We start from the raw sequence: 26514 nt of genomic DNA on the forward strand, positions 1-26514 counted from the left end.
GTAGTGGCGTCAACCCGCCACCGATACCACTACATCGTGGATCGAGCACGATCTTGCGGCGGCGGGTGGCAGCTCGGCGGGTGGTGCGCCGGTGGGGCGGACGTGAGTGGCAGACTGGGGGAGTGAGTGACACCGAGCTGGTCCGCCTGAAGCCCCGCCGCATCCGGGTGGTGTGCTGGTCGGCGGCGATCGTGCTGGTGGTGGTGTTCGCCCTGGTCGCCACCTCGCTGAGCGGGCCGACCGGCGACGGGTACGGCAGCTTCCAACGCGGCGACCAGATCGCCATGATCGGCCTGGGTGTCTTCGGCGCGCTGGGCTTCCTGTTGTTCACCCGACCGCGCATCGAGGCGGACGGGCGGGGCATCCGGGTGCGCAACGTCATCAGCTCGTACGAGCTGCCCTGGGAGGTCGTCCGGGGCATTCGCTTCGACCGTGGCGCGCCGTGGGCCAGCTTGGAGCTGCACGACGACGACCTGCTGCCGTTGATCGCCCTCCAGGCAGCCGACAAGGAGCGGGCCGTCGACGGCGTGCGCGCCCTGCGCCGGCTGTTCGAGGCCCACCAGTCCCGCCTCGCCGAACGCGCCGTCGGCAACTAAGCCCCGCCCCGAGGCGGCCCCGCCCCGAGGCAGCAACTTCCCGGAAACGGCTGCCTCCTGGGTGCCCGGATGCCGCAACTTCCGGGAAACTGCGCGGATCGTGAGGGCCCGCCGAGCGGCAACGCGGCCACCAACGCGGCCCGCGCCAACCGCCGCCGCCCATGGGCCGAGGCCACCGGCGCAATGCCAGGTGGTGTCCGGTTTGGGGGTGGGCGGTGCGGCGGTGTACTGTTGTCGAGTCGACCAGGCTGTCTCCGCGTGCGAGCAGGCAGCCTTGAAAGCGGAGCGCCTGCTCCCACCCGAGTCGCCGCCACGGTGGCCGGGTCCGGTCACCGGTTCCGGGCATGTCCCGGTCCCGGATGCGCGATCCTGTGATCGTGCCGACCGGTCGAGCGGGCCCTGGCATGCGCCGGGGCCTTCTGTTTTCCAGGTCGGTTCCCATCCGGGAGCCGCAGGGGTCGGCACCTGAGCAGAAACGACTCGAGGAGGCCCCATCAGCGTCGAACCACGCGTGAACGAGCAGATCCGGGCACGTGAGGTCCGACTGGTCGGCCCAGAGGGTGAGCAGGTGGGCATCGTCCCGCTGGAGCGCGCCCTTCAGCTGGCCGCGGACGTCGATCTGGACCTGGTCGAGGTTGCGCCGATGGCGCGCCCGCCGGTGTGCAAGCTCATGGACTTCGGCAAGTTCAAGTACGAGAGCGCACTGAAGGCGCGCGAAGCGCGGCGTAACCAGCAGCAGACCGTCATCAAGGAAATGAAGCTTCGGCCGAAGATCGACCCGCACGACTACGAGACCAAGAAGGGTCACGTGGTGCGGTTCCTCAAGGCGGGCGACAAGGTCAAGGTGACGATCATGTTCCGCGGTCGCGAGCAGAGCCGCCCGGAGCTGGGTTACCGGCTCCTGCGTCGGCTCGAATCCGAGATCACGGACCTGGGATACGTCGAGGCCGCTCCCAAGCAGGACGGCCGAAACATGATCATGGTTCTCGCTCCGCACCGGGCCGTGAAGGCCTCCGCGGTCGCCGCCACGGCGTCGCGCGGTGGTCCTCGGGACCGGGTCGGGGACGAGTCCGCCGCTCCGGCAGCCGATGAGACCGCGGCGGTCGGCGAGACCGCAGCAGCCGGCGACACCGGCACCGCCGCCACCAGCGGCGAGTAACAGGGGAGAAGACGTTCCACATGCCGAAGATGAAGAGCCACACGGGTATGGGTAAGCGGGTCCGGTTGACCGGCAAGGGCAAGGTCGTTGCCCAGCAGGCTGGCCTGCGCCACAACCTGGAGAAGAAGCCCTCCACCCAGACCCGCCGGCTGACCGGCACGGTCGTGCTGGCCAAGGCCGACGTCAAGCGCATCAAGAAGCTGCTCGGCCGCTGACGCGCGCCACCTTTACGTAAGAAGGAGTTGAGATGGCACGCGTCAAGCGGGCTGTGAATGCCCAGAAGAAGCGTCGTACCCTGCTGGAGACCGCGAGTGGTTACCGCGGCCAGCGCTCCCGGCTGTACCGCAAGGCCAAGGAGCAGGTGCTGCACTCGATGCAGTACGCCTACCGGGACCGTCGCGACCGCAAGGGCGACTTCCGGCAGCTGTGGATCCAGCGGATCAACGCGGGCGCCCGGGCCAACGGGATGACCTACAACCGCCTGATCCAGGGCCTGCGTCTGGCCGGCATCGAGGTCGACCGCAAGATCCTGGCCGACATGGCCGTCAACGACGCCGCGTCGTTCGCGGCGATCGTCGAGCTGGCCCGGGCCGCGGTCGCGGCCGAGGGCACCGGCGGCGCGGCGGCTCAGGCCGCCTGATCCCCACGCACCAGAACGAGGCGTCTCCCGCGTCGGCACCGCCGTCCGGGGGGCGCCTCGATCGTGCCCGAGGAGCGCACACCATGGCCTTCACCCCGCGTACCCCCAGGGTTGTCGCCGCCCGCCGCCTGCAACGCCGCCGGGACCGCGACGCGGCCGGCCGGTTCCTGGCCGAGGGCCCGCAGGCGGTCCGCGAGGCCCTGGCGCGGCCGGGAGTGGTCACCGAGCTTTTTGGTACGGCCACCGCGCTGGACCGGTACCCGGAACTGGCCGCCACGGCGGCCCGGGCCGACGTGCCGGTCTCCGAGGTGACCGACGACGCGCTCGCGGCGCTGGCCGAGACGGTCGCCCCGCAGGGGCTGGTCGCCGTCTGCCGGCACCTGGACGTGCCGCTGGAGCGGGCCCTCGCGGGTGCTCCCCGGCTGGTGGCGGTGCTCGCCGAGATCCGCGACCCGGGTAACGCCGGCACCGTGCTGCGTACCGCCGACGCGGCCGGCGCGGGAGCGGTGGTCTTCGCCGGCGACGCCGTCGACCCGTACAACGGCAAGTGTGTCCGCGCCTCGGCCGGCAGCCTGTTCCACGTCGACGTGGTCCGCGCGCCCGACCCGGTCGAGGTGGTCGCCGCGCTGCGGGCCGCCGGGATGTCGATCTTCGCCACCACCGGGTACGGCGACAGCGACCTCGACGACCTGACCGACTACGGCCGACTCGTCGGGCCCACCGCCTGGCTGTTCGGTTCCGAGGCGCACGGGCTGCCCGAGGAGTTGACGGCCGCGGCCGACGCGCGGGTGCGGGTGCCGCTGTACGGGCGCGCCGAGAGCCTCAACCTGGCTGCCGCCGCGGCCGTCTGCCTGTACGCTTCAGCGAGAGCACAGCGCTGAGGGTGACCCTCGGCGCGACTGACAGCAGGGGAGAGCGTCCGTCCATGAACGCGCCACGGCGTTCGTTTAGCCAGCCCGCCGGTGTCGGCGGGCGGCGGGCCTGACCTGCTCCCTGCGCAACTCCTACCGGCGGGCTGCGGCACAGCCGCGCGTCCGTAGACTCGCTTCGCCGCCCCGATGACGGGCTGGCGCCGCCGTGAGGGAGTGCCCGTACGCCATGAGCTACCGCAACGATCCGTACGACCCGAAGCAGGTCGCCCTGCTCGACCCGGCCGCCCTGGCCGAGGCCGTCGCCGACGCCACGAAGGCGTTCGACGCCGCCGCCGACCCGGACGCGCTGACCGCGCTGCGCCCCGCACACCTCGGTGACCGCTCTCCGGTCTCCCTGGCGCGCCGGGAGATCGGCGCGTTGCCGCCGGCCGCGAAGTCCGACGCCGGCAAGCGGGTCAACGAGGCCCGCCGGGCGATCGAGTCCGCGTACGCCGAGCGCGCCGAGGTGGTGGAGCGCGAGCAGGCGGCGCGGGTGCTCGTCGAGGAGCGGGTGGACGTCACCCTGCCGTACGCCCGGCGCCCCCGCGGGGCCCGGCACCCGCTCAGCACGCTGATGGAGTCGATCAGCGACCTGTTCGTCGGGATGGGTTACGAGGTGGCCGAGGGCCCCGAGGTCGACCTGGAGTGGGTCAACTTCGACGCGTTGAACATCCCCGCCGACCACCCGGCGCGCGGTCTGATGGACACGTTCCACATCGCGCCGGAGGGCTCCGGGCTCGTTCTCCGAACGCACACGTCGACGGTGCAGACGCGCACCATGCTCAGCCGCAAGCCGCCGATCTACGTGATCGTGCCCGGCCGCGTCTACCGCACCGACGAGATCGACGCCACCCACAGCCCGGTGTTCCACCAGGCCGAGGGCCTGGTCGTCGACAAGGGCATCACGATGGCGCACCTGCGGGGCACGCTCGACCACTTCGCGCGGGCGATGTTCGGCCCCGGGGCGAAGACCCGGTGGCGGCCGCACTACTTCCCGTTCACGGAGCCGTCGGCGGAGTTCGACGTGTGGTTCCCGGAGCACCGCGACGGTCCGCAGTGGGTCGAGTGGGGTGGCTGCGGGATGGTCAACCCCCGGGTGCTGCGCGCCTGCGGGGTCGACCCGGAGGTCTACTCCGGCTTCGCCTTCGGCATGGGCATCGACCGGACCCTGATGGTCCGGCACGGGGTCAGCGACATCCGCCATCTCTTCGAGGGCGACGTGCGGTTCAGCCGCGCGCTCGGGACCGGGGCGTAGGGCGATGCGGGTACGAGACACGGGAACGGTGGTCTGAAGTCATGCGAGTTTCTGTCAGTTGGCTGCGGGAGTACGTCGACCTCCCCGCCGATCTGCCCACCGGCGACCTCGAGCAGGCTCTGGTCGACCTCGGCATCGAGGTCGAATCCGTGCAGGACCTGCGCGCGAGCGTCACCGGTCAGCTCGTCGTCGGCGAGGTGCGCGAGATCGAGGAGCTGACCGGCTTCAAGAAGCCCATCCGGTTCTGCCGCGTGGACGTGGGCGACGCCAACGGCACCGGCGAGCCGCAGGAGATCGTCTGCGGGGCGCGCAACTTCGCCGTCGGTGACCGGGTCGTGGTGATCCTGCCCGGCGGCGTGCTGCCCGGTGGGTTCGCGATCGGCGCCCGCAAGACGTACGGGCACAACTCGGCCGGCATGATCTGCTCCGCCAAGGAGTTGGGCCTGGGTGACGACCATTCGGGCATCATCGTGCTGCCGCCCGAGGTGGCCGCCAAGCCGGGCGACGACGCGCGGCCCGTCGTGGGCCTCGACGACGTCGTGTTCGAGCTGGAGATCACCCCCGACCGGGGATACGCGCTGAGCCTGCGCGGCCTGGCCCGTGAGCTGTCGCACGCGTTCGACGTGCCGCTGCACGACCCGGCCCTGGTACCCGCCCCGAGCGGCACGCCGACCCCGGCGTACCCGGTGGAGGTCCGCGACACGGTCGGGTGCGACCGGTACACCGCCCGCCTGGTCCGCGGCGTCGACCCGAACGCGCCCACACCGTCCTGGATGGCTCAGCGCCTCGTCACCGCCGGCATCCGCAGCATCTCGCTGCCCGTCGACATCACCAACTACGTGATGCTGGAACTGGGCCAGCCGATGCACGCGTTCGACGCCGACCGGATCGCCGGGCCGCTGGTGGTCCGCCGCGCCGAGGCGGGGGAGAAGCTGACCACCCTGGACGGGGTCAACCGTGTGCTCACCCCCGACGACATGGTCATCTGCGACGACACCGGACCGATCTCCCTCGCCGCGGTGATGGGTGGCGAGACCAGCGAGGTCGTCACCGGCGGCACCACGAACGTGCTCTTCGAGGCCGCCCACTGGGACCCCGCCATGGTCGGGCGCACGGCCCGCCGGCACAAGCTGTTCAGCGAGGCCGCGAAGCGCTGGGAGCGGGGCGTCGACCCGGCCGTGGCGTTGGTCGCGCTGGACCGTGCCGTTCGGCTGCTCACCGAGCACGGCGGCGGCACCCCGAGCGCGGAGATCCTGGACATCGACCACGTCCGTCCGCGTACCCCCATCACCCTGCCGGCGGACCTGCCGACGCGGCGGATCGGCGTCGAGTACCCGCCGGCGCGGGTGGTCGCCCTGCTGGAGCAGGTCGGCTGCACCGTCGCGCAGGGTTCCGATCGACTGTCCGAGGACCCGGGCGCGGTCGGCACGGCCAGCGGCGCCGGGACGACGCTGAGCGTCACCCCGCCGACCTGGCGGCCCGACCTGACCGACCCGGCCGACCTGGTCGAGGAGGTCGTCCGCCTCGACGGGTACGACCGGGTGCCGTCGGTGCTGCCGAGCGCACCGCCCGGGAGTGGCCTGACCCCGCGCCAGCGTCGCCGGCGGGCTGTCGCGTACTCGCTGGCCGAGCGCGGGTACGTGGAGGTGCTCGCGCACCCGTTCGTGTCGCCGGAGCTGGCCGACCAGCTCGGTCTGCCGGCCGACGACCCGCGCCGGCCCGCGGTGCGGCTCGCCAACCCGCTGTCCGAGGAGGAGCCGCTGCTGCGGACCACGCTGCTCGGCCCGCTGCTCGGCGTCCTCAAGCGCAACATCGGCCGAGGGCAGCGCGACCTCGCCCTCTACGAGATCGGCGCGGTCTTCCACCCGCGTGCCGACGCCGGCAGCCCGCCGGCGATGGGCGTGGACCGGCGACCCACCGACGAGGAGTTCGCGGCCGCCGACGCGGTCGTGCCGGCCCAGCCGGTGCACGTCGCAGCGGTGCTCGCCGGTGACGTGGACCCGGCCGGCTGGTGGGGCGGGGGCCGCCCGGCCGGCTGGGCGGACGCCATCGAGGCGGCCCGGGACGTGCTGGCCGCCGCCGGCGTCCCCGACGAGCGCGTCGAGGTGCGCGCCGCCGAGCACGCGCCGTGGCACCCGGGTCGCTGCGCCGAGGTGCGGGTCGACGACACCGTCGTCGGGTACGCCGGTGAGCTGCACCCGGCGGCGGTGGCGGCGTTGGAGCTGCCCCGCCGCACCTGCGCCATGGAGTTGGACCTGGACGTGCTGCCGCCGGTGCCGGTGACGCCCGCGCCGACGGTGTCCGGGTTCCCGCCGGCGCTGATCGACGTGGCGCTGGTGCTCGACGAGTCCGTCCCGGCCGAGCAGGTTCGCCGGGCGCTGGAGGCGGGCGCCGGCGAGCTGCTGGAGGACGTACGGCTGTTCGACGTGTACTCCGGCGCGCAGCTCGGCGAGGGTCGACGGTCGCTGGCGTACAAGCTGACGTTCCGTGCGCCGGACCGGACGCTGACCGTCGAGGAGGCGCTGGCCGCCCGGGACGCCGCGGTCGCCGTCGCGGCCGAGCGCTTCGGCGCGACCCTGCGCGGCGCCTGAGCATGCCGCTGGTGGGATGGCTCGCGGTGGCCGCCGTGCTCACGGTGGCCACCGTCGGCCTGCTCTGGGCCCGCCGGCATCTGCTGCTGGTCGCGGTCGTGGGGCGCAGCATGGAGCCGACGTTGCGCTCCGGTGACCGGGTGCTGGCCCGGCGGGTGCCGTTGGCCCGGATCCGGCCCGGCGACGTGGTCGTGGTGGTGGCCCCGGCCGAGATGACCGCCGGGCGGCCCACCCGCCCGGATGCGGCTGGCACGCCCGGGTTGCTGATCAAACGGGCGTACGCCGTGCCCGGCGATCCGGTGCCGGTGGACCGGGTGCCGCTGCTGCGCCGAGGCGGCGAGCAGGTCGTCCCGCCCGGCCGGCTGGTGGTGCTCGGGGACAACCCGTCGCAGAGCTACGACTCCCGCGAGTGCGGCTACATCTCCGAGCCGGACGTGCTCGGCGTGACGGTCCGACCGCGACCTCGCGCGGACTGACCGCCGACGCGGAAACGCGGGAACGGCGTGCCACCCGGCCCGGGCCGGATGGCACGCCGTCAGCGCCTCAGCAGAGAGCGCTCATCGTGCTCGCGCCCGCGCTGCAGTAGTAGCCGCAGCTACCGCAGGTCGTCTTGCAGGCGCCGTTCGTGCTGCAGCGCTTGAAGTAGCACGTCCCGCAGAGCGCGCAGTACGGGTCCGGCGGACAGCCGGCGGCCGCCGTCACCTTCGGGACGAACACCCCCAGCATCCGCTCGCCCAGGGTCTCCAGTCGACGGAACATCCGTTCACCTCCTCCCGAGATCGAGTTGTGGGTCGGGACGCTACGGCGGGCCGGTACACCGCTCGTACAGCCGCGCATGACGTCGACATGCCTCGATGTATTTGCGATGTATCCACCGCTCCTAGCGTGGGCCCTCCGGCAAGGAGGTGATGCACCGATGCGAGCCCTGGAACTGACCGCGCGACTGCTGCTGGCCCTCGTGTTCCTCGCCGCGGTCGTCGGCAAGCTACGGACCCGGGCGGGATTCGCCGAGTTCGTCGGTTCGGTCGGCCAGTTCGGCGTACCGACGCGCTGGACCGGGCCGGTCGCCCGACTCGCGGTCGCCGTCGAGGCCGCCGTGGTGCTGCTGGTCGCCGTCGCCCGTACCGCGCCGCTCGGGCTGCTGCTCGCCGCCGGGCTGCTCGGTGTGCTGACCGCCGCGATCGTCTCGGCGCTGCGCCGGGACGCCCGCCCGGCCTGCCGCTGCTTCGGCGCCGCCGACACGCCGATCGGCGCCCGGCACGTGACGCGCAACGTCCTCCTCTTCGCGGTGGCGCTGCTCGGCCTGCTCGGCTGGGCTACCGCCACCGGGCCGCCGCCGTCGGCGCCGACCGTGCTGCTCGCCGTCGGCGTCGCGGTTCCGCTCGCCGCCGTGGTGGTCCGCCTCGACGACCTGGTCGCCCTCTTCGCCTCCACGCCCTCGCGGCCGTCCCGCCCGGTCGGACGGCGCTGACACCGGTTCACCTCTCCGCATCCCCCGAAGGAGTCCCCATGGCGCTGTTGACCGTCGCCGTCGTACTCGTCGCCGCCCTCGGCCTGCTCAACCTGGTCCTGATGCTCGGCGTGATCCGGCGGCTGCGCGAACACTCCGACCTGCTCAGCGACCAGCAGGGCCAGCCGCCGGCGGTCATGCTGGAGGTGGGCTCGATCCCCGGCGACTTCGTGTCGACCACAGTGGACGGTCGGGTGTTCTCGCGCGCCGAACTGCCCCCGATGACCCTGGTGGCGTTCCTCTCGCCGAGCTGTGAACACTGCGAGGAGCAGCTGCCCGTGCTGGTGGACCGGGCGCGGACGATGCCCGGCGGCGCGGAGCACGTCTGGATCGTCGTCGTCGGCAAGGGCCCGGAGACCCAGCCGTATGCCGAGCAGTTCGCGGGCCTGGCAACCGTCTTCGTCGAACCCGGCACCGGCGCGCTTCCGCTGGCCTTCGGCGTCAAGGGGTTCCCCGCGTTCGGCCTGCTCGACGAGCGCGGGATCGTCGCGTCGACGGCGTTCGGCATCGCCCGGTTGGATCTGCCGGTGGCCCGGTGAGCGGGCCGCGGCTGGTACCGCGAAGGGCCGCCCGGCACGCCCGGGCGGCCCTTGGCCTGACCTGGCGTGCCGCTCCGGTGGGCACGGCGGCGGACCTGGTGTTCGCGGTCCTGGCCGGGGTGACCCCGGTGCTGGTGGCCGGGCTGACCAAACTGCTGCTGGACCGGCTCACCGGCGCGGACACGACCGGTGTACTGCTGACCGCCCTCGGTGCCGGCCTGGCGGTGGCCGCCGCGCTCGGCGCGGTCCTGCCGCACCTGCGCACCTACGTGGCGGCCGAGCGGACCCGCGCGGTGTCACGGCTGGTGCGCCGCCGGCTGTACGACGCGGTGCAGCGCCTCGTCGGGCTCGTCCGGCTCGAGGATCCGGAGTTCCAGGACCGGTTGCAGGCCGCCCAGCAGACCGGCCACATCGGGCCCACACAGTTGACCGGCAACCTGTTCGGGGCGGTGCAGAGCGTGCTGGCGGTGGCCGGCTTCCTCGGCGTCCTGCTCGTGCTCAATCCCCTGATCGGGGCGCTGGTGCTGCTGGCGGCGCTGCCCACCCTGTGGATGCAGCTACGGCTCAACCGCGCCCGCGCGGCGATGGTCCTCCGGTTGGAGCACTTTCAGCGACGGGACCTGTTCTTCGCCCAGTTGCTGGTGGGCGTGCCGGCGGCGAAGGAGGTACGGCTGTTCGGTCTGGGCCGGTTCTTCGGCGACCGGATGCTCGACGAGTTGCACGGCATGCACCGGGTGGAGCAGCGGCTCGACCGCCGGGAGGTACGCGCCCAGGCGGTGCTCGGCCTGCTCGGCGCCACGGTGGCCGGCGTCGGGGTGATCTACGCGATCTCGATGGCCGGCGCGGGCCGGCTGACCCCCGGCGACGTCGTGATCTACCTGGCCGCCCTCCCGGGCGTGCAGGGTGCCCTGGGTGGCCTGGTCGGGCAACTCGGCGCGATCCACCAGGCGCTGCTGCTGTTCGACCACTACGACGAGGTGGCGCACGTCGAGCCGGACCTGCCGGTGCCGGCCAGTCCGCGTCCGGTGCCACCGCTGAGCGAGGGCATCGAGCTGCGCGACGTGTGGTTCCGCTACTCGCCGGAGCACCCGTGGGTGCTGCGCGGCGTGAACCTGCACCTGCCGGCCGGCAGCACCACCGCGCTGGTCGGCCTCAACGGCGCTGGCAAGAGCACCCTGGTCAAGCTCCTCTGCCGGTTCTACGACCCGGAGCGCGGCAGCATCCGGTGGGACGGGGTCGACCTGCGTGACCTCGACCCTGCGGCGCTGCGCGAACGGTTGGGGGCGGTGTTCCAGGACTTCATGCCGTACGACCTCAGCGCCGCGGAGAACATCGCCCTCGGCGATCTGAGCGCGCGCGACGACCCGGAGCGGCTGCGCGCCGCCGCCCGGCACGCCGGCATCGATGACGCGCTGGCCGCGCTGCCCCGGGGCTACGACACCCTGCTGACCCGGATCTTCTTCGACGGCACGGACCGGGACGGCCCGCAGGCGGGGGTGGTGCTCTCCGGCGGGCAGTGGCAGCGGGTCGCGCTGGCGCGGGGATTCCTGCGTGCCGACCGGGACCTGCTCATCCTCGACGAGCCCAGCTCGGGCCTGGACGCCGAGGCCGAGCACGACCTCAACCAGCGGCTGCGCGAGTTGCGACGGGGCCGGACGAGTCTGCTCATCTCGCACCGACTCAACGCCGTACGTGACGCGGACGCCATCGTGGTGCTCTCCGACGGCCAGGTCGTCGAGCGCGGTGACCACGACCGGCTGCTGGCCGCCGGTGGTGGGTACGCCCGACTCTTCACACTTCAGGCCCAGGGCTACCGCCAGGACGCGCCGGCCCCGGTCTGACCGTTACGGTCCACCCCCGCCTCGTCGGCGGCGAGTTCGGCGGCGTAGAGCCGGACGAGGTCGCCGATGTGGAAACGGCCCGGTCCGGCCGGTTCGGCGAGTTGCGCGGCGACCAGCCGATCCAGCGCCCGTGCGGCGTCCTCCGGCGCCGCTCCGGTCAGCGCGGCGGTCAGCTCCGCGGTGACCGGCCCCGGGTGGGCGCGGCCGAGCCGGCGGAAGATCGGCGCCGCCGAACCGAGCCGCCGGTAGCTCGCGCCGAGCCGTGGCCCCAGCCCGGTCTCGGCGAGGCGGTACCGCTCGTCGCCCAGCAGTCGCGCCAACCGGCTCAACGACCAGTGCGGCCCCTCGCTGAGCCGGCCGGACGCGGTACGCAGCGCGAGCGGCAGCCGCTCGCAGAGGCTGACCACCGCCGACGCCGCCTCCGGCTCGTCGTCCACCGGGCGGTCGCCGGCGGTGGCGCGCAGCAACGCCAACGCGTCCGCCGCGGGCAGCGGGTCGAGCCGCAGCGCCGGCGCCTCACCGCTGGTGATCGGCGTACGACTGGTCACCAGCAGGGCGCATCCGCCGCGTACCGGGAGTAGACCGTCGACCTGCACGGCGTCGGTGGCGTTGTCGAGCACGAGCAGCACCCGGCGGTCGAACAGCAGAGACCGGACGCGGGCCCGGGCCTCCGCGATACCTGACGGCTCCGGCTCGTCCCTGCCCGGGCGCAGTGCCCGCAGGACGCGCGTGGCCACCTGCAACGGCGGTGGTGGTGTGCCGGCGACCGACCCGCCGAGGTCGAGGTGGAGCTGGCCGTCGGGAAAGGCGTCCAGCGCTTCCGCGGCCGCGCGCAGGGCCAGGGCCGACTTGCCGGTGCCGGCCATACCGAAGACCGCGACGGTGACCGGCTGCCGCCGGGCATCGCCCAGGGCGTCGCGCAGTCGGGCCAGTTCGGCGCGCCGGCCGACGAACGGGGCCGTGGGGCAGGGCAGCTCGTGCGGCACGCGCTGGTCGGCGGGACGGTCGCCGGCGTCCGAGCGCTCTCGCGCGTCCACGCGCTCACGGGGGTGCGGCGCGACGCGCCGCCGGGGCGGGACCGCTGGCCGGGGCGCGTGCCGGCGGACCTCCCGGTACAGCTCGGTCAGCTCCGGTCCGGGCGCGACGCCCAACTCCCCGTCGAGACTCCGGCACGCCGCCCGGTAGGTCTGCACCGCGCCTGCCTGGTCGCCGGCGCGGTGCAGGGCGGTCATCAGCAGAACCCACGCCGGCTCACGCAGCGGGTGCTCGGTGACGTGGTCGCGCAGCAGGCTCAGCAGCGCCGGCGTGCCCGGGTCGCCCAGGTCCAGCCGACAGGCGGCGTACGTCTCCCGGGCGGTGGCCCGCCGCTCGCGCAGCCGGTCGAACGCGGCCGAGGTGGCCGGCCCGTACGCCAGGGTCGGGTCGGTCGACGACCACAGCGCCAGCGCACGGCCCAGCAGGGTGGCGGCCAGCTCAGGGTCCCCGCCGACGCGGGCGGCGTGTCCCTCGGTGGCCAGCCGTTCGAACTCGGCGGCGTCCAGCTCACCCCGCTCGACCCGCAGCAGGTAACCGCCGTGTTCGGCGGGCAGCCGGGCGGCGTGACCGGGGGAGTCCAACAGATGGCGTAGCTGGCTGGCGTGGCTGCGCAGGTTCGCCAGGGCCGAGGCCGGCGGGCATCTGCCCCACAGCTCCTCGCGTAGTCGTTCGACAGGCACCGCCACGCCGGCGTTCAGCAGGAGGGTGACCAGCAGGGCGGCGGGCCGACCGGCCGGCACCCGTTGGGCCTGCCCGTCGCGGTGTACGCGGACCGGACCGAGGATCTCGAAAGACAGCCCCACCGGCGCCTCCGTCAGGTGCCCCCACGCGGACCGGACAACCGGCCCACCACCGTCGGAGAATGATGCTAGTCGATTGAGTGGTCACTCAGTCGATTCGTTTTGGGGAGCCTTCCGTGTCCGTCGCTCGCCGTCGTGGCCCAGACGGGTCAGTCGTCGCTCGGGCCCAGGTCACCGAGCTTGCGCAGGCCCGGCAGATCGCGGACCGTGATCCGCCGGTAGTCGGTGTCGACCAACCCGTCCAACCGCAGCTCTCGAAGCACCTTCTGGATGGACGTCTCGGAGGCGCCGCAGATGGGGGCCCTCTGGGCCGAGCGTCACCCTCGCTCATCACCATGCAGTAGGCTGTATTAACTTGCAGGAAACAATCGCCCTTGCTAGTCTCCTCTGCATAGTCATGCGGAGGTAAGTATGGGGATTCGAGTCGCGGTCGCCGGAGCGAGCGGGTACGCCGGCGGTGAGCTTCTGCGTCTGGTCGCCGGGCACCCGGAGTTCGACCTGGTCGCCGCCACCGCGCACCGCCAGGCCGGGCACCGCGTCGACGTGGTGCATCCGCAGCTCACCGGGCTCGACCTGGTGCTCGGCGAGACCGACCCGTCGACCCTCGCCGACGCCGACCTGGTCTTCCTGGCGCTGCCGCACGGCGAGTCGGCGGCCCTCGCGGCCCAACTCCCGCCCGAGGTACGCGTCGTCGACCTGGGCGCCGACCACCGGCTCGCCGACCCGTACGCCTGGGCGCAGTACTACGGCGGCACACACGCCGGCCAGTGGACGTACGGCCTGCCCGAGCTGCCCGGCCAGCGGGAGCTGATCGCCGGCTCCACCCGGGTCGCCAACACCGGCTGCTACGCCGCCGCGATCACCCTCGCGCTCGCGCCGCTGATCGCCGACGGGGCGGCCAGCCCCGCCGACGTGGTCGTGGTCGCCGCCTCGGGCACGTCCGGCGCGGGCCGGGCGGCCAAGCCGCACCTGCTGGCGAGCGAGGTGATGGGCGACCTGTCGCCGTACCGGGTCGGCACCCACCAGCACGTGCCCGAGATCAAGCAGGCGTCCGGGGCGACCGGCCTGTCGCTCACCCCGGTCCTCGCGCCGATGCCACGCGGCATCCTCGCCACGGTCACCGCCGTGCCGGCCCGCGGCGTCGACCCGCAGCAGGTGCTGGCGCAGGCGTACGCCGACGCGCCGTTCGTGCACGTGCTGCCGGAGGGGCGCTGGCCGCACACGGCCGCCACGCTGGGCTCCAACTCGTGTCATCTGCAGGCGACCGTCGACGTCGACTCCGGTCGGCTGATCGTGCTCAGCGCCCTGGACAACCTGGGCAAGGGCGCCGCCGGACAGGCCGTGCAGAACGCCAACCTGATGCTCGGACTGCCGGAGACGACGGGTCTGTCGATCTGGGGAGTCACCCCGTGAGTGTCACCACCCCTCGGGGGTTCCGGGCGGCCGGAGTGACCGCCGGACTGAAGGCCAGCGGTGGCGCGGACGTCGCGCTGGTGGTCAACGACGGCCCGGACGCCGGTGTCGCCGGTGTCTTCACCACCAACCGGGTCAAGGCCGCGCCCGTGCTCTGGAGCCAGCAGGTCGTGCAGGGCGGTGTGGTCCGCGCGGTGGTGCTCAACTCCGGTGGCGCGAACGCCTGCACCGGCCCGGCCGGCTTCCAGGACACGCACGCCACGGCCGAGCACACCGCCGCGGCGCTGAGCGCGGTCAGCCCGCGCCTGCTCCTCGGCGCCGGCGAGGTGGCGGTCTGCTCCACCGGGCTGATCGGTGAGCGGTTGCCCATGGAGAAGCTGCTGCCGGGCGTCCGTACGGCGATCCGGGAGCTGTCGCGCGACGGCGGCCCGGCCGCCGCCGAGGCCATCATGACGACGGACACCCGGCCCAAGACGACGGTGGCGCGGGGCAGCGGCTGGACGGTCGGCGGGATGGCCAAGGGCGCGGGGATGCTCGCGCCGGGCATGGCCACCATGCTCTGCGTGCTCACCACCGACGCGGTGGCGGGGCCGGCGGCGCTGGACGAGGCGCTGCGCGCGGCGACCAGGGTCACGTTCGACCGGGTCGACTCCGACGGCTGCATGTCCACCAATGACACGGTGCTGCTGCTCTCCAGCGGCGCGAGCGGCATCGAGCCCACCCCGGCCGAGCTGGTCGCCGCGGTCACGACGGCCTGTCACGATCTGGCGCAGCAGCTCATCGCCGACGCGGAGGGCGCCACCAAGCAGGTCGCCATCGACGTCGCGGGGGCGGCGAGCGAGGACGACGCGGTGGAGGTGGGTCGCTCGGTGGCCCGCAACAACCTGGTCAAGACGGCGCTGTTCGGCAACGACCCGAACTGGGGCCGGATCCTGGCCGCCGTCGGCACCACGTCCGCCGCGTTCGAGCCGGACGAGGTGGACGTGGCCGTCAACGGGGTGTGGGTGTGCCGGGGAGGGTCCGCCGCCGAGGACCGTTCGAAGGTCGACCTCACCGGACGGGACGTGACGATCCGGATCGACCTGCACGCGGGCGATTCGACGGCCACGATCTGGACCAACGACCTGTCCCACGCGTACGTGCACGAGAACTCGGCCTACTCAACATGAGCGCGAGGAACGCAGCGCAGCGGAGTACCGCAGTCGCGAACGAAAGGCCGGCAGGGTGAGCGCGAGGAACGCAGCGCAGCGGAGTACCGCAGTCGCGAAGGAAAGGCCGGCCCCGTGAATCTCAGTAGTGATCTCACCCGTGCCCAGGTGAAGGCGGAGACGCTGATCGAGGCGCTGCCCTGGCTGGCGCGTTTCTCCGGCTCCACCGTCGTGGTCAAGTACGGCGGCAACGCCATGACCGAGCCGGAGCTGCAACGGGCGTTCGCGGCCGACATGGTGTTCCTGCGCTACGCCGGTCTGAAGCCCGTCGTGGTGCACGGCGGCGGCCCGCAGATCTCGGCCATGCTGGGCCGGCTCGGTATCGCGAGCGAGTTCCGCGGCGGCCTGCGGGTGACGACCGCCGAGGCGATGGACGTGGTCCGGATGGTGCTCGTCGGGCAGGTCGGCCGGGAGCTGGTCGGGCTGATCAACTCCCACGGCCCGTACGCCGTCGGCCTCTCCGGCGAGGACGCGCGGCTGTTCACGGCGGTGCGCCGCCCGGCGTACGTGGACGGGGAGCCGGTCGACGTGGGCCAGGTCGGCGACGTCGAGTCGGTGGACACCTCGGCGGTCACCGACCTGATCGACGCGGGTCGGATCCCGGTGATCTCGACGGTCGCGCCGGACGCCGACGGTGTCCTGCACAACCTCAACGCGGATACCGCCGCCGCCGCGCTCGCCGTCGCCCTACGGGCCCGCAAGCTGGTCGTCCTCACCGACGTGGCCGGCCTGTACGCCGACTGGCCGGACACCGCCAGCCTGGTCTCGGAGATCACCGCGGACGACCTGGCGAAGCTGCTGCCCCGCCTGGAGTCGGGGATGGTGCCGAAGATGGAGGCCTGCCTGCGGGCCGTGCGCGGGGGCGTGCCCGCCGCGCACGTGGTCGACGGCCGGGTGGCGCACTCCACGTTGCTCGAGGTGTTCACGTCGGAAGGGTTCGGAACGATGGTGGTGCCGCAGAACGGGACGGTCGGGGCATGAGCAGCCTGGTGCAACGGTGGACGCAGTCCATGATGGACAATTACGGCACGCCGCCGCTGGCGCTGGTCTCCGGCGCTGGCGCCGTGGTGGTCGACGAGGCGGGCCGCGAGTACGTGGACCTGGTCGGCGGGATCGCGGTGAACGCCCTCGGTCACGCCCATCCGGCGGTGGTGGCCGCCGTGTCGAAGCAGGTGGCCACGCTGGGGCACGTCTCCAACCTCTTCGTCGCCGAGCCGCCGGTGGCTCTCGCGGAGCTGCTGCTGGCGCTCGCCGGCAGCCGACCCGGCCGGGTCTTCTTCGCCAACTCCGGCGCGGAGGCGAACGAGGCCGCCTTCAAGCTGTCCCGGCGCACCGGGCGCACTCATGTGGTCGCCACCAACGGCGGTTTCCACGGTCGCACCATGGGCGCCCTGGCCCTGACCGGTCAGCCCGCCAAGGCGGACCCGTTCCGGCCGTTGCCCGGCGAGGTGACCCACGTCGACTACGGCGACGTGAGCGCTCTGGAGGCGGCGGTCACCGACGCCACCGCCATGGTGATCCTGGAGCCTCTGCAGGGTGAGAACGGCGTGGTCGTACCGCCGACCGGCTACCTGACGGCGGCTCGGCGGATCACCGCCCGGCACGGGGCGCTGCTGGTGCTCGACGAGGTGCAGACCGGCATCGGCCGGACCGGGCACTGGTTCGCCCACCAGGCCGAGGGCGTGGAGCCCGACGTGGTGACCCTGGCCAAGGGTCTGGGTGGCGGGCTGCCGCTGGGCGCGACGCTCGCCTTCGGCCGGGCCGCCGACCTGCTCACGCCCGGCTCGCACGGTACGACCTTCGGCGGCAACCCGGTGAGCTGCGCCGCCGCGCTCGCCGTGGTGGCGACCATCGCCAACGAAGGACTGCTCGACCACGTCAAGCGCGTCGGGGAACGGTTGCGTCGCGGCATCGAGGCGTTGGACCACCCGCTCGTCGCGGGCGTACGCGGGGCCGGTCTGCTGCTCGGCGTGGTGCTCGCCGCGCCGGTGGCGACGGTCCTGGCCGAGGCGCTGCGGGAGGCCGGCTTCCTGACCAATCCGGTGCAGCCGGGCGTACTCCGGCTCGCCCCGCCGTTGATCCTCAGCACCGAGCAGGTCGACGCGTTCCTGGCCGCGCTTCCGGCGGCTCTCGACGCGGCGGCCCCGGCGGCTGGTACGAGCGCCCCCGCGAGGACCGTATCCTCCACCCAGCCCACCACGACGAGGACGATCGCATGATCCGGCACTTCCTGCGCGACGACGACCTGACGCCCGCCGAGCAGTCGAGCGTGCTCGACCTGGCGGCCCGGATGAAGACCGACCGGTTCGGCCACCAGCCGCTGGCCGGCCCCCGTTCGGTGGCGGTGCTCTTCGACAAGCAGAGCCTGCGGACCCGGATCTCGTTCGACGCCGGCATCGCCGAGCTGGGCGGGCATCCGCTGGTCGTGGACACCCAGGTCACCCACTTCGGCCGGGGCGAGACGCTCGCCGACGCGGGTAGGGTGCTGTCCCGCTACGTCGCGGCCATCGTTCTCCGTACCCACGGCGACGACCGGATCGCCGAGGTCGCCAGCGGCGCGACCGTTCCGGTGGTCAACGCGCTCACCGACGGGTTCCACCCCTGCCAACTGCTGGCCGACCTGCTGACCATCCGGGAGCGGTGCGGCGGCACGTCCGGCCGGACCCTGACCTACGTGGGCGACGGCGCGAACAACATGGCGCAGTCGTACCTGCTGGCCGGGGTGACGGCCGGGATGCACGTGCGGATCGCCGGTCCGGCCGGGTTCGCCCCGGCCGAGGCCGTCGTGCGGCGGGCCACCGAGATCGCCGCCGGCACCGGCGGATCGGTACGGGTGCTGACCGACCCGGCGCAGGCGGTCCGTGACGCCGACGTGGTGGCGACCGACACCTGGACCTCGATGGGTCAGGAGACCGACGGGCTGGACCGGGTCACCCCGTTCCTGCCGTACCAGGTCAACAAGGAGCTGCTCGACCACGCCGCGCCGGACGTGATCGTGCTGCACTGCCTGCCCGCCCACCGGGGCGAGGAGATCACCGACGAGGTGCTCGACGGTCCGCAGAGCGCGGTGTTCGACCAGGCGGAGAACCGGCTGCACGCCCAGAAGGCGCTGCTGACGTTCCTGCTGACAACGACGGGGGAGCAGCGATGACCGCACCGTTGACCCGCGCCGCCCGGCACGCCCGGATCGTCGAGCTGATCCGGGACCGGCCCGTACGGTCGCAGACCGAACTGGCCGACCTGCTCGCCGCCGACGGCGTCGGGGTCACCCAGGCGACCCTGTCGCGCGACCTGGAGGAGCTGGGCGCGGTCAAGGTACGTGGCGGCGACGGCCCGGCCGTCTATCTGATCCCGGAGGACGGCAACCGGCCGCTGCGCGACGCCGAGGCCGCGCCGGCCCGGCTGGTACGGCTGCTGCGCGAACTGCTCAACGGGGTGGACGCCAGCGGCAACATCGCGGTGCTGCGTACCCCGCCGGGCGCGGCCCAGTACCTGGCCAGCGCGTTGGACCGGGCGGGCCTGCCCGAGGTCGTCGGCACCATCGCCGGCGACGACACCATTCTCGTCGTGGCCCGTGAGGCCGTCGGTGGGGCTGCGCTCGGTGACAAGCTCGCCGGCTGGGCCCGCCGGGACGACAGCGTCGAAGGGAACAGCGCACCATGACCGCGCACGTGTGGGGCACGCCGAGCCGGACGGCTGCGGTCCGCGACGCCCGGATGGGGGGCTGACGAGCATGGGGACCACAATGGGCGACGTGGACGACAAGAGCCTCACCGAGAACAGCGCCGGCACCAACCGGACGAGCCTGTGGGGTGGCCGGTTCGCCGGCGGCCCCGCCGAGGCGCTCGCCCGACTGTCGGTGAGCGTGCAGTTCGACTGGCGTCTGGCCCCGTACGACATCGCGGGTTCCCGGGCCCACGCCCGGGTCCTGGCCGGCGCCGGCCTGCTCGACCCGGAGGAGCTGGGCCGCATCCTGGCGGCCCTGGACGACCTGGAGGCGGCCTGCGCGTCGGGGGCGTTCCGGCCCACCGTCGACGACGAGGACGTGCACACCGCCCTGGAGCGGGGGCTCCTGGAGCGCCTGGGCAGCCTCGGCGGCAAGCTGCGCGCCGGCCGGTCCCGCAACGACCAGGTCGCCACCGACCTGCGGCTCTACCTGCGTGATCACGCGCGGGGCGTGGCCAGCCGCGTCGTCGAGCTGGCCGAGGCGCTCGTCGAGCAGGCCGAGCGGCACGTCGAGACCGCCGCGCCCGGCATGACGCACCTCCAGCACGCCCAGCCGGTCACCTTCGGGCACTGGTTGCTGGCGCACGTGCAGCCGCTGCTGCGCGACCTGGAGCGGCTGCGCGACTGGGACCACCGGACGGCCATCAGCCCGCTCGGCGCGGGCGCGCTCGCCGGGTCGGGGCTTCCGCTGGACCCGGTGGCGGTCGCCAAGGAGCTGGGTTTCCGGACGTCGTTCGCCAACTCGATGGACGCGGTCGCCGACCGGGACTTCGTGGCCGAGTTCCTCTTCACCACCGCGCTGATCGGGGTGCACCTGTCCCGCCTCGGCGAGGAGGTGGTGCTGTGGACGTCGCACGAGTTCGGCTGGGTGGAGCTGGACGACGCGTTCGCCACCGGCTCGTCGATCATGCCGCAGAAGAAGAACGCGGACATCGCGGAGCTGGCCCGGGGCAAGTCCGGTCGGCTGGTGGGCGGCCTGATGACGGTGCTGACCATGCTCAAGGGTCTGCCCATGACGTACGACCGGGACATGCAGGAGGACAAGGAGCCCGCGTTCGACGCCGTCGACACGCTGGAGCTGCTGCTCCCGGCCCTGGCCGGGATGATCTCCACGATGACCGTCCGGGTGGACCGGCTCGTCGCCGCCGCCCCGGTGGGCTTCTCCCTCGCCACCGAGGTCGCCGACTGGCTGGTCCGGCGCAACGTGCCGTTCCGTGACGCGCACGAGATCACCGGCCGGTTGGTGGCGCTCTGCGCGGCCCGCGAGTGCGAGCTGGAGGACGTCTCCGACGCCGACCTGGCCGCCGTCAGCGAGCACCTCGACCCGTCCGTGCGGGACGTGCTCTCGGTGCGTTCGGCCCTCGCGGCCCGGACCACCCCCGGCTCGACCGGCCCCGGCCCGGTCGCCGACCAGCTCGCCGCCGCGGCGGACCGGTTGGCCGGCTGGCGGGAGTGGGCCACCGAGCGGGTCGTACCCCGCTGACGCCAGACGTGTGGCGTCGGCGCGTGCCGCCGGCGCCACGGTGGTTCAGGCCGTCGGGCGCTCCCGCTTCGGGAGCTTGGCCACCACCATGTCGTACGACGAGTCGACCGCCTCGGTCAGCTCGTCGGCGTCGATCCCGGCGTCGAGGCGCAGCGTGTTCCAGCCGGACCGGCCGATGTACGGCATCGGTCGCGCGTCGTCGGGGTGGCGGTGCAGCCACTCGTCGGCGATCTCGCGGTTCGCGCCGCACTTGACGCCGACGGTGGGCTCGGCGTCCCCGTTGCCGAGAAACGCGAAGATCCGGCTGCCCACCTTCACCACCTCGTCGTCCTCCCACGGCCGGTCGAGCCACGCTCCCGGCTTGGCCAGGCAGTACGACAACATCTCCGCGCGTTCCACAAGCGTCTCCTCGTCGGGATCAGGTGGTCTGCTCGGTGGAGCGGGCGGCGACCCGTTCGTAGCGTTGGCGGGCTGCCTGCGCGCTGCCCAGCCCCAGCCCGTACGCGATGGACTGCCAGGTCAGGCCCCGGTCGCGGGCGAGGGTGAGCAGTCCCGCCTCCAGGGCGTCCAGTTCGGCGCGCACGTGTGGGAGCAGGGTCAGCGCGGCGGTCAGGTCGGCCGTGTCGACCGGCTCCTCGGTGGGCTCCCGCTCCGCGCCGCCGGCCGCGAGGGCGGTGACCAGGGCGACCGCCTCCCACGGGTCCAGCACGTACGGGTGGGCCCAGCGCCCGCGCCGCGCGTCGGAGCCGGCGTGCCGCTCGCTGATCCGTTGCAGCGCCTCGTAGGTGCGGTGGGCGCGGGCCCGACCCGGGTCGGGCGCCGTGAAGAGGTCCGGGGTCGTCATGTTCCGAGCACACCCCATCAACGCGCTGTTGTCAACACAATGTTCAAAGTCCGACGGGGTGGGTACCGTTCGGTCCATGGATCTCGTGCCGGACGACCGCGCCGCCGACACCGGTCTGGCGGAGCTGGCTGACCTGCTCGCCGGTCCGCTGCTCCCGGCCGCGCGCGGCCTGCTGGGCTGCCGCCTGACCGCCGGCGGCGTCACCGTCCGGATCACCGAGGTCGAGGCGTACGCGGGCACGGCCGGTGACCCCGCCTCCCACGCCCACCGGGGGCGCACGCCCCGCAACGCGGTGATGTTCGGTCCCGCCGGGCACGCCTACGTGTACTTCACCTACGGAATGCACTGGTGCATGAACGTGGTCACCGGTGACGAGGGGGAGGCCGCCGCCGTGCTCCTGCGCGCCGGCGCGGTCGTCGACGGGCTGGACACGGCATTCGAGCGGCGGCCCGCCGTGCGGCGCGAGGTGGACCTGGCCCGTGGGCCGGCCCGGCTCTGCGCCACGCTCGGCATCGACCGCGCGGCGTACGGCGCGTACCTGCTCGCCGACGGCCCGGTCCGATTGCGACCGCCGGTCGAGCCGGTGCCGCACGAGGCGGTGGTCGCGGGGCCGCGGGTCGGCGTGACGGGCGCGCACGATCTGCCCTGGCGGTTCTGGCTCGACGGCGATCCGACGGTCAGCGCGTACCGGCGGCACGTACCCCGCGTCCGGCGCTGAGGGAGCCGTCCGGCGTGTGGGCGCCGGAGTCTGTCGGGGGGTGTGGCCATAATCACCCCACCTGCTCACCGACGCTTCGGAGGACGTCCATGGCAACGCTGCTCGCGATCGGTACGGCGAAGGGCCTCTTCCTCGCCACCAGCGCCGACGACCGACGCAGTTGGGAGATCACCGGTCCGCACTTTCCGATGACCGGTGTCTATTCGGTGGCGGTGGACACCCGCCGTCCGACCCCGCGGCTGTTCGCCGGGTTGACCAGCTCGCACTTCGGCCCGAGTGTCGCCACCAGCGACGACCTCGGCGCTACCTGGGACGAGCCCGACCGGGCGCCGGTCGCGTTCCCGGCCGACACCGACGTCTCCCTCGGGCGGGTCTGGCAGCTGATGCCGGCCGGTCCCGACGAGCCGGACGTCATCTGGGCCGGCACCGAGCCCTCGGCGTTGTTCAAGTCCACCGACGGCGGCCGCAGCTTCGAGCTGGTCCGTTCCCTCTGGGACCACCCGCACCGCCCCCGGTGGGGCGCCGGGTTCGGCGGTCAGGCCGTGCACACCGTGCTGCCCCACCCGCGTGACCCGGCTCGACTGCTGGTCGCCATGTCCACCGGCGGGGTCTACCGCTCGGAGGACGCCGGGGCGAGTTGGACGCCGGGCAACACCGGCATCCGCGCCTACTTCATGCCCGACGAGTGGCCGGAGTTCGGCCAGTGCGTGCACAAGGTCGCCCGGGACGCCGACAATCCCGAGCGGCTGTACGCGCAGAACCACCACGGCGTCTACCGTTCCGATGACGACGGCCGCACCTGGTCCTCGATCGCCGACGGGCTGCCCAGCGACTTCGGCTTCCCGATGGTGGCTCACCCCGGGCGCGGCGGCACGGTGTGGACCTTCCCGCTGGTGGCCGACAGCGAGCGGTTTCCGGCTGACCACCGCTGCCGGGTGTTCCGTTCCGTCGACGCCGGCGGCAAGTGGGAGGCGCAGTCGGTGGGGCTGCCCGAGGGGCCGTTCTATCCGGCGGTGCTGCGCGACGCGATGTGCGCCGATGACGCGACCCCGGGTGGGGTCTACTTCGGCACCCGCTCCGGCTCGGTATTCGCCAGCCGCGACGAGGGCGACTCCTGGTCGTCGGTCGCCGTGCACCTGCCCGACGTGCTCTGCGTCCGCGCCGCGGAGATCTGAGCGTGGTCACCGTGCTGCTGCCCGGCCCGTTGCGCGGCGAGGCCGGGGGTGCGAGTCGGCTGAACGTCACCGCCGCCGGGACGCTGCGGGCGGTCCTGGACGAGGTGGCCGTCGCGCATCCCCGGCTGGCTCGGCGCATCCGCGACGAGCGCGGCGAGCTGCGCCGCTATGTGAACGTCTTCGTCGACGGGGAGGACTGCCGGCATTCCGGTGGCCTGGCCACGACGGTCGTGGACGGCGCGGAGGTGCAGGTGTTGCCTTCTGTGGCGGGCGGCTGAGCGAGCTGTCGACCCGATTGTCGGGTTGCTCGAGGGTGACCGGTGCCACTGCCGGGCACGTCGCCGACGGAATAGTTGACTCGTCAAATAAGTTGTGAGCTGCGTCCGGGTACCACGACGGCATCCCGGTTGACACGCGAGGAGCTGGTCATGCAGTTCGGAGTCTTCACCGTCGGTGACGTCACGGTCGATCCGACCACCGGTCGGGAGCCGACCGAGCATGAGCGGATCAAGGCGATGGTCGCCATCGCGCTCAAGGCCGAAGAGGTCGGGCTCGACGTCTTCGCTGCCGGTGAGCACCACAACCCGCCGTTCGTCCCGTCGTCCCCGACCACCATGCTCGGTCACATCGCGGCCCGCACCGAGCGGCTGCTGCTGTCCACCGCGACCACGCTGATCACCACCAACGACCCGGTGAAGATCGCCGAGGACTACGCGATGCTCCAGCACCTGTCCGACGGTCGCGTGGACCTGATGATGGGCCGCGGCAACACCGGCCCGGTGTACCCGTGGTTCGGCAAGGACATCCGCGCCGGCATCCCCCTGGCCATCGAGAACTACGACCTGCTGCACCGGCTGTGGCGCGAGGACGTGGTCGACTGGAAGGGCCGCTACCGCACGCCGTTGCAGTCCTTCACCTCGACGCCGCGCCCGCTCGACGGGGTGCCGCCGTTCGTCTGGCACGGCTCGATCCGCAGCCCCGAGATCGCCGAGCAGGCCGCGTACTACGGCGACGGGTTCTTCGCCAACCACATCTTCTGGCCCAAGGAGCACACCCAGCGGATGGTCGGCCTCTACCGCGAGCGGTACGCCCACTACGGCCACGGCTCCGCCGACCAGGCCATCGTCGGCCTCGGCGGTCAGGTGTTCATGCGCCGCAACTCGCAGGACGCCGTCCGGGAGTTCCGGCCGTACTTCGACAATGCCCCGGTCTACGGGCACGGGCCGTCGCTGGAGGAGTTCACCCGCGAGACCCCGCTGACCGTCGGCAGCCCGCAGCAGGTCATCGACCGCACGCTCGGCTTCCGCGAGTACGTCGGCGACTACCAGCGGCAGCTCTTCCTTGTCGACCACGCCGGCCTGCCGCTCAAGACGGTGCTGGAGCAGCTCGACCTGCTCGGCGAGGAGGTCGTGCCGGTGCTGCGCAAGGAGTTCGCGGCCCTGCGTCCGGTGCACGTCCCGGAGGCGCCCACGCACGCCTCCCTCGTCGCCGCGGCCGGTGGCGCGAAGGACAGCACCGTGCACGCCGTCGACGACGTCACGGGCAAGGCGCCGGAGGGGGCGACCCGATGACCCGCCGTACGCTGGCCGTGGTGTCGGCGGGGCTGAGTCAGCCGTCGTCCACCCGGCTGCTCGCCGACCAGCTCGCCGGGGCGACCCGCGACGAGCTGGTCCGGCGGGGCCACGACGCGGAGTTGCGCGCGATCGACCTGCGCGAGTACGCCCACGACGTGGTCAACAACATGCTCACCGGGTTCCCGCCGGCCGCGCTGCGCGAGGCTATCGACGCGGTGACCGGGGCGGACGGCATCATCGCCGTTACCCCGATCTTCAGCGCCTCGTACAACGGGTTGTTCAAGTCGTTCTTCGACGTCCTCGACGCGGGTTCGCTGGTCGACCGGCCGGTGCTCATCGCCGCCACCGGTGGCACCGCCCGGCACTCCCTCGCGCTGGAGCACGCGGTCCGACCGATGTTCAGCTACCTGCGGGCGGTGGTGGTCCCCACGGCGGTCTTCGCCGCACCGGAGGACTGGTCCGACGGCACCGCTGACGGCGCGTTGCGAGGTCGGATCCGCCGCGCCGCCGGGGAGCTGGCCGACCAGGTCGAACGCCGGCCGCCCACCAGCGGCCCGACGGACCCGTTCGCCCTCACCACCGACTTCCTCCAGATGCTCGGCCGAGGTGGCGACAACCCGGTCAGCTGACCGGGTGGGCCACCAGCACCGGGCAGTGCGCGTGCTGGACGGCGGCCTGACTGACCGAGCCGAGCAGCAGCCCGGCGAATCCGGCCCGACCCCGGGTGCCGACGACCAGCAGCGACGCCGCGCCGCTGGCCTCGACGAGCCCCTGGGCCGGGCTGGACGCCCGGACCGGGTGCTCCCGTACCACCAGGTCGGGATGTTCGGCCCGGACGACGGCGGACGCGTCGGCCAGCAACCGCACCGCCTCGGCCTGCCCGGCGGCCTGCGCCTCCTCGATCTCGTCCGGCACCGACCGGTCGCCGCCCGGCGGGCCGACGTGCGCCAACACCAACGGCACGTCGCGCAACGTCGCCTCGACGGCCCCGTAACCGACGGCGAGCTGGGACGACTCGGATCCGTCCACGCCGACGACGACCGGCCCGTCCACGTCGATCGGCCGTCCCTCGGGACGGACCACCAGCACCGGGCAGTGCGCGTGCGCGGCGACCTGCGCGCCCACCGAGCCGAGCAGCAGACCGGTGAACCCGCCCAACCCGCGGCTGCCCACCACGACCAGCTCCGCCCGGCGGGACTCCTCGACCATCGTCGCGCCGGGCCCGCCGGCGATCTGGCGTACCTCGACGGCGAGGCCGGGGAACCGCTCGGTGAGATCGGCCGCCACGCCCTCGACCATCTTCTGCGCCTCCGCGGACGGCGCCGGCATCGTCAGGTCGTACGGGTTCAGCGACGCGTGCAGGTAGCCGTGCACCACCAGCAGCGACCGGGACCGCAGCTGGGCGGCGCGGGCCGCGTGCTCCGCGGCGACGAGACTGGACGGCGAGCCGTCCACACCCACCACAACCTGTCGGTTCATCAGCTCCCCTGACTCGT

General features: G+C 73.2%; 29 protein-coding genes. 23 read left to right on the top strand and 6 right to left on the bottom strand.

What is annotated here, in order from left to right; translation table 11 throughout:
• The first annotated feature begins 122 nt into the window (after positions 1 to 122).
• The 8 genes from ACTFTM_RS12690 to ACTFTM_RS12725 all read left to right on the top strand — a co-directional run bounded on the left by ACTFTM_RS12690 (position 123) and on the right by ACTFTM_RS12725 (position 7628).
• Entirely contained in the window at positions 123 to 596 is a 474-nt protein-coding gene (locus tag ACTFTM_RS12690) for a PH domain-containing protein (protein ID WP_449565975.1), read from the top strand.
• A gap of 511 nt (positions 597 to 1107) precedes the next feature.
• Complete coding sequence (gene infC, locus ACTFTM_RS12695) at positions 1108 to 1755, top strand: translation initiation factor IF-3 (protein ID WP_355053109.1); 648 nt, start codon at positions 1108 to 1110, stop codon at positions 1753 to 1755.
• A 20-nt stretch (positions 1756 to 1775) separates the two neighbouring features.
• The gene (gene rpmI, locus ACTFTM_RS12700; RefSeq protein WP_449565976.1) at positions 1776 to 1970 is read left to right on the top strand and encodes a 50S ribosomal protein L35; all 195 of its coding nucleotides are present in this window, start codon (positions 1776 to 1778) and stop codon (positions 1968 to 1970) included.
• Positions 1971 to 2002: 32 nt separating this feature from the next.
• Positions 2003 to 2395: a 50S ribosomal protein L20 gene (gene rplT / locus ACTFTM_RS12705; protein ID WP_091087503.1), complete on the top strand. Its 393-nt coding sequence runs from the start codon at positions 2003 to 2005 to the stop codon at positions 2393 to 2395.
• Positions 2396 to 2478: 83 nt separating this feature from the next.
• Positions 2479 to 3276 (top strand): TrmH family RNA methyltransferase, encoded by a 798-nt coding sequence (locus ACTFTM_RS12710; RefSeq protein ID WP_449565977.1) that lies wholly within the window; start codon positions 2479 to 2481, stop codon positions 3274 to 3276.
• Positions 3277 to 3493: 217 nt separating this feature from the next.
• Positions 3494 to 4561, top strand: a complete 1068-nt coding sequence (pheS, locus tag ACTFTM_RS12715; RefSeq protein WP_449565978.1) for a phenylalanine--tRNA ligase subunit alpha — start codon at positions 3494 to 3496, stop codon at positions 4559 to 4561.
• Positions 4562 to 4602: 41 nt separating this feature from the next.
• Positions 4603 to 7152 (top strand): phenylalanine--tRNA ligase subunit beta, encoded by a 2550-nt coding sequence (gene pheT, locus ACTFTM_RS12720; RefSeq protein ID WP_449565979.1) that lies wholly within the window; start codon positions 4603 to 4605, stop codon positions 7150 to 7152.
• 11 nt (positions 7153 to 7163) lie between these two features.
• On the top strand, positions 7164 to 7628 hold the full coding sequence (locus ACTFTM_RS12725) for a S26 family signal peptidase (protein WP_449565980.1): 465 nt from the start codon (positions 7164 to 7166) through the stop codon (positions 7626 to 7628).
• A 67-nt stretch (positions 7629 to 7695) separates the two neighbouring features.
• Here the strand turns inward: ACTFTM_RS12725 and ACTFTM_RS12730 are convergent, their stop codons facing one another.
• Positions 7696 to 7911, bottom strand: coding sequence for a hypothetical protein (locus tag ACTFTM_RS12730; RefSeq protein WP_355053115.1), 216 nt, complete (start codon positions 7909 to 7911; stop codon positions 7696 to 7698).
• A 157-nt stretch (positions 7912 to 8068) separates the two neighbouring features.
• On the opposite strand from ACTFTM_RS12730, the gene ACTFTM_RS12735 reads away from it, so the two are divergent.
• From ACTFTM_RS12735 to ACTFTM_RS12745, 3 genes are read left to right on the top strand one after another with little or no spacing between them, the layout of a single operon-like run.
• Entirely contained in the window at positions 8069 to 8623 is a 555-nt protein-coding gene (locus tag ACTFTM_RS12735) for a MauE/DoxX family redox-associated membrane protein (RefSeq protein WP_449565981.1), read from the top strand.
• 38 nt (positions 8624 to 8661) lie between these two features.
• The gene (locus tag ACTFTM_RS12740) at positions 8662 to 9201 is read left to right on the top strand and encodes a TlpA family protein disulfide reductase (protein ID WP_449565982.1); all 540 of its coding nucleotides are present in this window, start codon (positions 8662 to 8664) and stop codon (positions 9199 to 9201) included.
• Entirely contained in the window at positions 9198 to 11042 is a 1845-nt protein-coding gene (locus ACTFTM_RS12745) for an ABC transporter ATP-binding protein (RefSeq protein WP_449565983.1), read from the top strand. Before ACTFTM_RS12740 ends, ACTFTM_RS12745 begins: the two co-directional genes overlap by 4 nt.
• On the opposite strand, the gene ACTFTM_RS12750 is transcribed toward ACTFTM_RS12745, so the two are convergent.
• Together ACTFTM_RS12750 and ACTFTM_RS12755 are read right to left on the bottom strand one after the other, a co-directional pair.
• Positions 11012 to 12880 carry a BTAD domain-containing putative transcriptional regulator gene (locus ACTFTM_RS12750; RefSeq protein ID WP_449565984.1) on the bottom strand — a complete coding sequence of 623 codons (1869 nt, stop codon included), beginning with the start codon at positions 12878 to 12880 and terminating at the stop codon, positions 11012 to 11014. The genes ACTFTM_RS12745 and ACTFTM_RS12750 overlap by 31 nt on opposite strands.
• A gap of 146 nt (positions 12881 to 13026) precedes the next feature.
• Positions 13027 to 13173, bottom strand: a complete 147-nt coding sequence (locus tag ACTFTM_RS12755) for a helix-turn-helix domain-containing protein (RefSeq protein WP_449566621.1) — start codon at positions 13171 to 13173, stop codon at positions 13027 to 13029.
• 115 nt (positions 13174 to 13288) lie between these two features.
• Between ACTFTM_RS12755 and argC the strand changes: the two genes are divergently transcribed.
• The 7 genes from argC (at position 13289) to argH (ending at position 20707) form a co-directional block, all read left to right on the top strand.
• Positions 13289 to 14290 (top strand): N-acetyl-gamma-glutamyl-phosphate reductase, encoded by a 1002-nt coding sequence (gene argC, locus ACTFTM_RS12760; protein WP_449565985.1) that lies wholly within the window; start codon positions 13289 to 13291, stop codon positions 14288 to 14290.
• On the top strand, positions 14287 to 15459 hold the full coding sequence (argJ, locus tag ACTFTM_RS12765) for a bifunctional glutamate N-acetyltransferase/amino-acid acetyltransferase ArgJ (protein ID WP_449565986.1): 1173 nt from the start codon (positions 14287 to 14289) through the stop codon (positions 15457 to 15459). Before argC ends, argJ begins: the two co-directional genes overlap by 4 nt.
• A 114-nt stretch (positions 15460 to 15573) precedes the next feature.
• Positions 15574 to 16479 (top strand): acetylglutamate kinase, encoded by a 906-nt coding sequence (argB, locus tag ACTFTM_RS12770; RefSeq protein ID WP_449565987.1) that lies wholly within the window; start codon positions 15574 to 15576, stop codon positions 16477 to 16479.
• Entirely contained in the window at positions 16476 to 17717 is a 1242-nt protein-coding gene (locus ACTFTM_RS12775) for an acetylornithine transaminase (protein WP_449565988.1), read from the top strand. The genes argB and ACTFTM_RS12775 overlap by 4 nt, the downstream gene beginning before the upstream one ends.
• A complete protein-coding gene (gene argF / locus ACTFTM_RS12780) occupies positions 17714 to 18649 on the top strand; it encodes an ornithine carbamoyltransferase (RefSeq protein WP_449565989.1) in 936 nt (311 codons plus the stop codon). Before ACTFTM_RS12775 ends, argF begins: the two co-directional genes overlap by 4 nt.
• On the top strand, positions 18646 to 19161 hold the full coding sequence (locus ACTFTM_RS12785) for an arginine repressor (protein WP_449565990.1): 516 nt from the start codon (positions 18646 to 18648) through the stop codon (positions 19159 to 19161). Before argF ends, ACTFTM_RS12785 begins: the two co-directional genes overlap by 4 nt.
• 82 nt (positions 19162 to 19243) lie before the next feature.
• Entirely contained in the window at positions 19244 to 20707 is a 1464-nt protein-coding gene (gene argH, locus ACTFTM_RS12790; protein ID WP_449566622.1) for an argininosuccinate lyase, read from the top strand.
• A 45-nt stretch (positions 20708 to 20752) separates the two neighbouring features.
• Here argH and ACTFTM_RS12795 read toward each other — a convergent pair whose 3' ends face one another.
• Together ACTFTM_RS12795 and ACTFTM_RS12800 are read right to left on the bottom strand one after the other, a co-directional pair.
• On the bottom strand, positions 20753 to 21106 hold the full coding sequence (locus ACTFTM_RS12795; RefSeq protein WP_449565991.1) for an MmcQ/YjbR family DNA-binding protein: 354 nt from the start codon (positions 21104 to 21106) through the stop codon (positions 20753 to 20755).
• Positions 21107 to 21125: 19 nt separating this feature from the next.
• The gene (locus ACTFTM_RS12800; protein WP_449565992.1) at positions 21126 to 21551 is read right to left on the bottom strand and encodes a DNA-binding protein; all 426 of its coding nucleotides are present in this window, start codon (positions 21549 to 21551) and stop codon (positions 21126 to 21128) included.
• Positions 21552 to 21627: 76 nt separating this feature from the next.
• Between ACTFTM_RS12800 and ACTFTM_RS12805 the strand changes: the two genes are divergently transcribed.
• From ACTFTM_RS12805 to ACTFTM_RS12825, 5 genes are all read left to right on the top strand, one after another.
• Complete coding sequence (locus ACTFTM_RS12805) at positions 21628 to 22269, top strand: DNA-3-methyladenine glycosylase (RefSeq protein WP_449565993.1); 642 nt, start codon at positions 21628 to 21630, stop codon at positions 22267 to 22269.
• Between the two features lie 89 nt (positions 22270 to 22358).
• Positions 22359 to 23444, top strand: a complete 1086-nt coding sequence (locus ACTFTM_RS12810; RefSeq protein ID WP_449565994.1) for a WD40/YVTN/BNR-like repeat-containing protein — start codon at positions 22359 to 22361, stop codon at positions 23442 to 23444.
• A 2-nt stretch (positions 23445 to 23446) separates the two neighbouring features.
• Positions 23447 to 23722 (top strand): ubiquitin-like small modifier protein 1, encoded by a 276-nt coding sequence (locus ACTFTM_RS12815; protein ID WP_355053134.1) that lies wholly within the window; start codon positions 23447 to 23449, stop codon positions 23720 to 23722.
• Positions 23723 to 23872: 150 nt separating this feature from the next.
• Complete coding sequence (locus ACTFTM_RS12820; RefSeq protein WP_449565995.1) at positions 23873 to 25015, top strand: LLM class flavin-dependent oxidoreductase; 1143 nt, start codon at positions 23873 to 23875, stop codon at positions 25013 to 25015.
• Positions 25012 to 25647: an FMN reductase gene (locus ACTFTM_RS12825; RefSeq protein WP_449565996.1), complete on the top strand. Its 636-nt coding sequence runs from the start codon at positions 25012 to 25014 to the stop codon at positions 25645 to 25647. Before ACTFTM_RS12820 ends, ACTFTM_RS12825 begins: the two co-directional genes overlap by 4 nt.
• Here the strand turns inward: ACTFTM_RS12825 and ACTFTM_RS12830 are convergent.
• The gene (locus tag ACTFTM_RS12830) at positions 25640 to 26497 is read right to left on the bottom strand and encodes a universal stress protein (RefSeq protein WP_449565997.1); all 858 of its coding nucleotides are present in this window, start codon (positions 26495 to 26497) and stop codon (positions 25640 to 25642) included. The genes ACTFTM_RS12825 and ACTFTM_RS12830 overlap by 8 nt on opposite strands.
• Positions 26498 to 26514: the final 17 nt, after the last annotated feature.

Source organism: Micromonospora sp. RB23 (assembly GCF_053585025.1).

What these genes read in the sequence shown, in the direction of transcription:
- rpmI (WP_449565976.1), top strand. Translation starts at nt 1,776, where the DNA reads ATGCCGAAGATGAAGAGCCACACGGGTATGGGTAAGCGGGTCCGGTTG.
- rplT (WP_091087503.1), top strand. Translation starts at nt 2,003, where the DNA reads ATGGCACGCGTCAAGCGGGCTGTGAATGCCCAGAAGAAGCGTCGTACC.
- ACTFTM_RS12710 (WP_449565977.1), top strand. Translation starts at nt 2,479, where the DNA reads ATGGCCTTCACCCCGCGTACCCCCAGGGTTGTCGCCGCCCGCCGCCTG.
- pheS (WP_449565978.1), top strand. Translation starts at nt 3,494, where the DNA reads ATGAGCTACCGCAACGATCCGTACGACCCGAAGCAGGTCGCCCTGCTC.
- pheT (WP_449565979.1), top strand. Translation starts at nt 4,603, where the DNA reads ATGCGAGTTTCTGTCAGTTGGCTGCGGGAGTACGTCGACCTCCCCGCC.
- ACTFTM_RS12730 (WP_355053115.1), bottom strand. Translation starts at nt 7,911, where the DNA reads ATGTTCCGTCGACTGGAGACCCTGGGCGAGCGGATGCTGGGGGTGTTC.
- ACTFTM_RS12735 (WP_449565981.1), top strand. Translation starts at nt 8,069, where the DNA reads ATGCGAGCCCTGGAACTGACCGCGCGACTGCTGCTGGCCCTCGTGTTC.
- ACTFTM_RS12740 (WP_449565982.1), top strand. Translation starts at nt 8,662, where the DNA reads ATGGCGCTGTTGACCGTCGCCGTCGTACTCGTCGCCGCCCTCGGCCTG.
- argC (WP_449565985.1), top strand. Translation starts at nt 13,289, where the DNA reads ATGGGGATTCGAGTCGCGGTCGCCGGAGCGAGCGGGTACGCCGGCGGT.
- ACTFTM_RS12775 (WP_449565988.1), top strand. Translation starts at nt 16,476, where the DNA reads ATGAGCAGCCTGGTGCAACGGTGGACGCAGTCCATGATGGACAATTAC.
- argF (WP_449565989.1), top strand. Translation starts at nt 17,714, where the DNA reads ATGATCCGGCACTTCCTGCGCGACGACGACCTGACGCCCGCCGAGCAG.
- ACTFTM_RS12785 (WP_449565990.1), top strand. Translation starts at nt 18,646, where the DNA reads ATGACCGCACCGTTGACCCGCGCCGCCCGGCACGCCCGGATCGTCGAG.
- argH (WP_449566622.1), top strand. Translation starts at nt 19,244, where the DNA reads ATGGGCGACGTGGACGACAAGAGCCTCACCGAGAACAGCGCCGGCACC.
- ACTFTM_RS12800 (WP_449565992.1), bottom strand. Translation starts at nt 21,551, where the DNA reads ATGACGACCCCGGACCTCTTCACGGCGCCCGACCCGGGTCGGGCCCGC.
- ACTFTM_RS12805 (WP_449565993.1), top strand. Translation starts at nt 21,628, where the DNA reads ATGGATCTCGTGCCGGACGACCGCGCCGCCGACACCGGTCTGGCGGAG.
- ACTFTM_RS12810 (WP_449565994.1), top strand. Translation starts at nt 22,359, where the DNA reads ATGGCAACGCTGCTCGCGATCGGTACGGCGAAGGGCCTCTTCCTCGCC.
- ACTFTM_RS12820 (WP_449565995.1), top strand. Translation starts at nt 23,873, where the DNA reads ATGCAGTTCGGAGTCTTCACCGTCGGTGACGTCACGGTCGATCCGACC.
- ACTFTM_RS12825 (WP_449565996.1), top strand. Translation starts at nt 25,012, where the DNA reads ATGACCCGCCGTACGCTGGCCGTGGTGTCGGCGGGGCTGAGTCAGCCG.
- ACTFTM_RS12830 (WP_449565997.1), bottom strand. Translation starts at nt 26,497, where the DNA reads ATGAACCGACAGGTTGTGGTGGGTGTGGACGGCTCGCCGTCCAGTCTC.